This window comes from Chromobacterium sp. LK1 (assembly GCF_001043555.1).
Lineage (GTDB): Bacteria > Pseudomonadota > Gammaproteobacteria > Burkholderiales > Chromobacteriaceae > Chromobacterium > Chromobacterium aquaticum.
On the sequence record NZ_LDUI01000067.1, the window covers coordinates 20,894 to 27,190 of the forward strand.

General features: G+C 64.0%; 6 protein-coding genes. 5 read left to right on the forward strand and 1 reads right to left on the reverse strand.

Annotation, left to right across the window (positions count from 1 at the left end):
• Positions 1-14: 14 nt before the first annotated feature.
• Positions 15-1,631 carry an MFS transporter gene (locus VI26_RS22710; RefSeq protein WP_048412025.1) on the forward strand — a complete coding sequence of 539 codons (1,617 nt, stop codon included), beginning with the start codon at positions 15-17 and terminating at the stop codon, positions 1,629-1,631.
• A gap of 84 nt (positions 1,632-1,715) precedes the next feature.
• Positions 1,716-2,594, forward strand: coding sequence for an alpha/beta fold hydrolase (locus tag VI26_RS22715; protein WP_048412026.1), 879 nt, complete (start codon positions 1,716-1,718; stop codon positions 2,592-2,594).
• A 43-nt stretch (positions 2,595-2,637) separates the two neighbouring features.
• Here VI26_RS22715 and VI26_RS22720 read toward each other — a convergent pair whose 3' ends face one another.
• Entirely contained in the window at positions 2,638-4,131 is a 1,494-nt protein-coding gene (locus VI26_RS22720) for a carboxypeptidase M32 (RefSeq protein ID WP_048412027.1), read from the reverse strand.
• Between the two features lie 148 nt (positions 4,132-4,279).
• Here VI26_RS22720 and VI26_RS22725 point away from each other — a divergent pair, with 148 nt between their 5' ends.
• The 3 genes from VI26_RS22725 to VI26_RS22735 all read left to right on the forward strand — a co-directional run bounded on the left by VI26_RS22725 (position 4,280) and on the right by VI26_RS22735 (position 6,012).
• Positions 4,280-4,669 carry a nuclear transport factor 2 family protein gene (locus tag VI26_RS22725; RefSeq protein WP_048412028.1) on the forward strand — a complete coding sequence of 130 codons (390 nt, stop codon included), beginning with the start codon at positions 4,280-4,282 and terminating at the stop codon, positions 4,667-4,669.
• Between the two features lie 56 nt (positions 4,670-4,725).
• A complete protein-coding gene (locus VI26_RS22730) occupies positions 4,726-5,091 on the forward strand; it encodes an SH3 domain-containing protein (protein WP_197081575.1) in 366 nt (121 codons plus the stop codon).
• A gap of 486 nt (positions 5,092-5,577) precedes the next feature.
• Positions 5,578-6,012, forward strand: coding sequence for a hypothetical protein (locus tag VI26_RS22735; RefSeq protein ID WP_048412029.1), 435 nt, complete (start codon positions 5,578-5,580; stop codon positions 6,010-6,012).
• Positions 6,013-6,297 lie beyond the last annotated feature (285 nt).

Below are 6,297 nucleotides of genomic sequence, written 5' to 3' on the forward strand. Positions count from 1 at the left end.
GAGGAGACAGCACCATGAGCAGCACCCTGACGCCCGCCGCCACGGCGGGACACACGATCAGCAGCTCCGAGCGCAAAGTGATCTTCGCCTCGTCGCTGGGCACCGTTTTCGAGTGGTACGACTTTTTCCTGTACGGCGCGCTGGCCGCGGTGATCAGTAAACAGTTCTTCGCCGGCGTCAATGAAACCACCGCCTTCATCTTCGCGCTGATGACCTTTGCCGCCGGCTTCCTGGTGCGGCCGTTCGGCGCGCTGCTGTTCGGCCGGCTGGGCGACATGATAGGCCGCAAATACACCTTTCTCGCCACCATCCTGATCATGGGCGTGTCCACCTTCCTGGTGGGCCTGCTGCCCGGCTACGCCAGCATAGGCATCGCCGCGCCCATCCTGCTGGTGCTGCTGCGCATGTTGCAGGGCCTGGCGATAGGCGGCGAATACGGCGGCGCGGCCATCTACGTGGCCGAGCACGCGCCGGACCATAAACGCGGCGCCTACACCAGCTGGATCCAGGTCACCGCCACTGCCGGCCTGCTGCTGTCCCTGCTGGTGATCCTGGCCTGCCGCAAACTCACCGGCCCGGCTTTCGACGACTGGGGCTGGCGCTTGCCCTTCCTGCTGTCGCTGGCGCTGCTGGCCATCTCCACCTGGATACGGCTGTCGATGCACGAGTCGCCGGCCTTCCTGAAAATGAAGGCCGAGGGCAAGCACTCCAAGGCGCCGCTGACCGAATCCTTCACCAACTGGAAAAATCTGCGCATCGTGCTCACCGCCCTGTTCGGCATCAACGGCGGCCAGGCTGTCACTTTCTACTGCGCGCAGTTCTATTCGCTGTTCTTCCTCACCCAAATCCTCAAGGTCGACTCACAGATCGCCACCCAGTTGCTGGTGGTTTCCCTGCTGATCGCCGCCCCGCTATTTCTGTACTTCGGCTACCTGTCCGACCGGATCGGCCGCAAGCCGGTGATGTTGACCGGCCTGCTGCTAGCGGCTCTGCTGACCTTTCCCGCCTTCAAATGGCTGACCGCCTACGCCAGCCCGGACATCGCCAACGCCGCGCGCCAGGCGCCGGTGGTGGTGGTGGCGGACCCGGCCAGCTGCCGTTTCCAGTTTGATCCGGTGGGCAAGGCCAAACTCAACACCAGCTGTGACCAGGCCAAGGCCTTGCTGGCCAAGAACGGCGTGCCCTACCAGCGTGAAGCCGCGCCCGCCGGCGGCGAAACCCAGATCAAGGTGGGCGGACAGACGCTGACCGGCTTCGACAAGGCCGCGCTGCTGGCCGCGCTGAAACAGGCCGGCTACCCGGACAAGGCCGACCCGGACAAGATCCACTACCCGATGGTGATAGCGGTGCTGGTGCTGCTCAGCCTGATCGCCGCCATGGTCTACGGCCCGCTGGCCGCCACCATGGTGGAACTGTTCCCCACCCGCATCCGCTATACCTCGATGTCGCTGCCCTATCACATCGGCAACGGCTGGATAGGCGGCCTGTTCCCCACCGTGGCGTTCTCGCTGGTGGTCTACACCGGCGACATCCTCTACGGCCTGTGGTATCCGGTCATCGTCTACAGCGTCAGCTTCGTGGTCTGCCTGTTGGGCTTGAAGGAGACGCACCGCGCCGACATCCATCAATAAGCTCCTTCCCACGCGCACGGCGGACCTCCCGGTTCGCCGTGTTTCTGGGTAGACTGGGGCTTTCGTCCCACCGCCCGCGCCGCCATGCCGATTCAACGTCTCAGCCAGTCCGAAACCCTGATCCTCAACCGCCACCGCTATCATCTGCGCCGCTGGGGCCCGCGCGACGCGCCGCTGCTGGTGCTGCTGCACGGCTGGATGGACAGCTCGGCCACCTTCCAATTCCTGGTGGACGCGTTGCCGGACGGCTGGCAAGTGGCGGCGCCGGACTGGCGCGGCTTTGGCGACAGCGACTGGAACCACGGCAGCTATTACTTCCCCGATTACCTGGCCGACCTCGACGCGCTGCTGGACGCGCTGTCGCCGCAACAGCCGGTCAAGCTGCTGGGCCACAGCATGGGCTCGATGGTCGCCGGCATCTACGCCGGCACCCGCCCCGAGCGCATAGAAAAGCTGGTGCTGGCCGAAGGCTTCGGCCTGGCCGCCACCAAGCCGGCGGAAGCGCCTGGCCGCTACGCGCGCTGGCTGCGCGAAACCCGCGCGGCGCCCGAGTTCGGCGACTTGCAATCACTGGACGCCGTGACCGCCAAGCTGCTGGAACGCAACCCCAGGCTGACGTCGGAGCGGGCCCAATGGCTGGCGCGCGAACTGACCCGGCAGCGGGACGACGGCCTCTACTACCGCGCCGACCCGCGCCACAAAATGGTCAACCCGGTGCTGTACCGGCTGGAGGAAGCGATGGCCTGCTGGCAGCGCATCAGCGCGCCGGTGCTGTGGGCGCTGGGCGGCGACACCGACGACCACCCGCTGGCCAAGAGCGTGGCCGCCAGCATGCCGCAGCGTCGCGCCTGCTTCGCCCAACTGCAAGAAACCGTGATTGCCGACGCCGGCCATATGCTGCAATGGGAACAGCCGGCAGCGCTGGCCGTGGCGATCCACGCGTTTTTCAGTCAGTCCCAATGAAAAAGCGCGGCCAAGCCGCGCTTTTCATGGCACACATACCGAATCAAACACCTAGATAACGCCGCTCCAGGTGCGCCTTGAAATGCGCCGGGTTCAGCGTCTCGCCGGTGGCGCGCCGCACCAGTTCGTCCGTGCTCCAGCGGCTGCCCTGGCTCCAGATATTGGCGTTCAGCCAATTGAAGATGGGCTCCAGATTGCCGGCCGCCACCTGCGCGTCCAGCTCCGGCTCGGCGCGGCGCAGGCTGGCGAAATACTGCGCCGCGTACATCGCGCCCAGCGTGTAGCTGGGGAAATAGCCGAAGCCGCCGTCGGTCCAGTGGATGTCCTGCATGCAGCCATTGCGGTAATTGCCGCGGGTATCCACGCCCAGATAGGCCATCATCTTCTCGTCCCACAGCGCCGGGATGTCCTCGGCCTCGATCTCGCCGTCCATCAGCGCGCGCTCGATCTCGAAGCGCAGGATCACATGCGCCGGATAGCACAGCTCGTCGGCGTCCACGCGGATGTAGCCCGGCTGCACCCGGCTGTACAAGCGTTGCAGATTCTCTAGCGCAAACGCCGGCTGCTCGCCGAAATGGCTGCGGATCAGCGGCGCGATCAACTGCAGGAAGGCCGGGCTGCGGCCCAGCTGCATCTCGAAGGACAGACTCTGGCTTTCATGGATGCCCATGGAGCGCGCGCGGCCCAGCGGCTGCTCCAGCCAGTCCTTGGGCAGGTTCTGCTCGTAACGGGCGTGGCCGGTTTCGTGAACAATGCCCATCAGGCTCTGGACGAAGTCATCGTCGCGGTAGCGGGTGGTGATGCGCACATCTTCCGGCACCCCGCCGCAGAAGGGGTGGCTGCTGACATCCAGCCGGCCGCCGTCGAAGTCGAAGCGCAGCAGCTTCATCGCCTCCACGCCTAAGGCGCGCTGCTGCGCCACCGCGAACGGCCCCACCGGCTCGATCACCGTTTCCGACGCCTGCTTGGCGCGCGCGCGTTCGATCAGACCCGGCAGCCAGGACTTCACCTCGGCGAAAATGCGCTCGATCTCCGCGCTCTTCATCCCCGGCTCGTACTTGTCCATCAGCGCGTCGTAACGGCTGCCGCCGCTGGCCTCAGCCAGCAAGCGGCCCTCCTCGCGCGACAGTTTGACCACCTCGCGCAGGTTTTCCAGAAAGCCCTTCCAGTCATTGGCCGGGCGCTGGCTGCGCCAGGCGTGCTCGCAGCGCGCGCCGGCCAGGGTCTTGGCCTCCACCAACTCCGCCGGCAGCAGATTGGCCTGCGCCCATTCGCGGCGCATCTCGCGCAGATTGGCGCGTTGCAGCTCGTCCAGGTTTTCCTGCTCCGCCGCGTCCAGCTGCTCCTTCAGCTGCGGCGCGGTGATGATGCCGTGAGTCAGCACCCCCAGCTCCGCCAGCGCGGCGGCGCGGGCGTCGTTGCCCTTGCTCGGCATCATCGCCGCCTGATCCCAGCCGGCGATGGCGCCGAGGTGGCTAAAGCGGTGCAGGCGGGCGAAAGTGTGGGTCAATGCCTGGTAGGCGGATGTGTGCGTCATCTTGTCTCCTCATCTAGTCGTAAAAGCATGATGCCATCAGACTATTTGATCTGACAACTTCCGCCCCAAAACCCGCCAAAGCCGCGTATTGACAAGGATTTTGATTTTGTACATTATCAACATCCCATGACTAGCATGAGGTAAGATCATGCCATCCATCGCCGCCCAACTCTTCCTCGCCTATCAGGACCGCGACTGGGAGCGCGCGCGCCGCCTGCTGCGCGACGACGCCGTGATGCTATGGCATTGCAGCGGCGAGTGCTTCCGCGGCGCGGACGCCATCGTCCACGTCAACCGCGTTTATCCGGAGGGCTGGAGCATACGCCTGCTGCAAGACAATCTGCTGACCGACGGCCGCTGGCACGTGGTGGCGCAGGTGGACCACGGCACGGCGCGCTACTTCGCCAATTCCCTGTTCACACTGGAACACGGGCTGATCAGCCAGATCGAGGAATACTGGGCCAGCGCCGAAGCGCCGCCGGCCTGGCGCGCGGGCTTGCCCGGCCGGGCCAGGCTGGAAGCCGCGCAGCCGGCTTGAGGCCGCCGGCAAGATGCGAAAGATCGTCAGCAGGAACCCTAAGCAAAGGAGACACCATGACCATGACTTTTGAGACCTACATCGCCATCCAGAACCACACCCCTGAGCACTCGGCCCCCATCAGCTTCGCCAAGGGTGCCCCGCTGTTGGTCGGCGAAAGATATGAAGGCCCGGAAGGCTGGGAGAATTGGTACTTTTGCGAGACACCGGGGCAAGCCGCAGGAGGCTGGGTGCCCGGTCAACTGATCGAATACATCGACGGCAAAGCGCTAGCCCGTGACAGTTATTCCGCACAGGAATTGGATATCCAAGCGGGCGAGCGGCTGCTCGGCTCCAAAACCTTGAATGGCTGGCTATGGTGTCGCCGGCAAGATGGCGAGGCATTCGGCTGGGTGCCACTCAATATCCTGAGACTGCAGTGAGAAGCCGGGCTCCGCGATAAACAGCCCCATTCGCAGAAACGCCCGCCTGGCGTCAAGCCTCGATGGTGCTGGCTTGCCATCCAAGCAGCCGTCCATTAGCTTGGCCTAGGGGTGCAAGCTGCCGTACGGCCTAGCCGTGCCGACTAACCTTGGAGGTCGGGTTCCAAACGACAGTCTTGTGTCCCAAATCTCCCCCACCCCGCCGCCTTGACCCCTCCCACCTCTGCCGCCACAATAGCGCGGTGCCGGCCGAATACCGGCACTGGGATTGGAACCCCATCTACACGTACTGCGAACTGGCCGCTCTTGCGGCCATTGTTCCTGCAGTCTGCACGCCCATAAGGCGGGCGCGGACGGCAAGGACGGCGTTTGCCGTGCCGATTTCGTACGTGGTCGGTGTTCCAACCTTGCAGTCTCGTGCCCGCCAATCCCGATTGGAACCGGAAAGTGGGTTGATCTCACGTAGCAGAATGCAGGAGTAACGATATGTCCCAAACCCTCCCCCCTCGCCGTTTCTACCGGCTCAAGCCCCACGAAAACCAAGCGACCCAACTGCCCTTCGTCCGTTATCTGCCGCAGCGCGGCCAGCCGCATCACTGGCAGATGCCGCCGGCCGACGACTATGTCGATGCCTGCGCCTATGGCCGCGAATGCGCCGCCCACCTGGCCCAGTTCTTCAAGGACCAGCCGCATAGGCTGAATCAGGGCCTGCTCGGCAAGATCGCCCACGATATGGATTTCAAGGACCCCGGCCACGCCCGCGGTTATTGGGTGGGCTTTTTCAGCTATGCCGAGCAGTTGATGGCGCTAGGCGCGCTGCGTTGTGATGTGTACGCTCATGTCGACAGCGTGCACGCCTTGCAGCAAGCGCAAACGCAGAAGTCGGAGTTGGAAGGCAAGGTGCCGTCGCGCAATAGCTAAGAACCTGTTTACGATCTGCTGCGCGTCGGCGATACAGCGTTTAAAACGTCTTCGAAATGCTCATGTGCCACCTGTACATTCCGCTTTCTCAGCCACAACGCCTTGTCTCGCCCTAGCTCGCGAGATCGTAAACAGGCCCTAAGAGCCTGTTCAAAGTCTTTTGAGTAAGAGCGAGACAAGGAGAAAACGGCTGAGAAAGCGGAATGTACCGCGGTACATGAGCATTTCGAAGTTGTTTTCAACGCCGTATCGCCGAAGCGCAGCAGACTATGAACAGGTTCTAAG

What these genes read in the sequence shown, in the direction of transcription:
- VI26_RS22725 (WP_048412028.1), top strand. Translation starts at nt 4,280, where the DNA reads ATGCCATCCATCGCCGCCCAACTCTTCCTCGCCTATCAGGACCGCGAC.
- VI26_RS22710 (WP_048412025.1), top strand. Translation starts at nt 15, where the DNA reads ATGAGCAGCACCCTGACGCCCGCCGCCACGGCGGGACACACGATCAGC.
- VI26_RS22715 (WP_048412026.1), top strand. Translation starts at nt 1,716, where the DNA reads ATGCCGATTCAACGTCTCAGCCAGTCCGAAACCCTGATCCTCAACCGC.
- VI26_RS22720 (WP_048412027.1), bottom strand. Translation starts at nt 4,131, where the DNA reads ATGACGCACACATCCGCCTACCAGGCATTGACCCACACTTTCGCCCGC.
- VI26_RS22730 (WP_197081575.1), top strand. Translation starts at nt 4,726, where the DNA reads ATGACCATGACTTTTGAGACCTACATCGCCATCCAGAACCACACCCCT.
- VI26_RS22735 (WP_048412029.1), top strand. Translation starts at nt 5,578, where the DNA reads ATGTCCCAAACCCTCCCCCCTCGCCGTTTCTACCGGCTCAAGCCCCAC.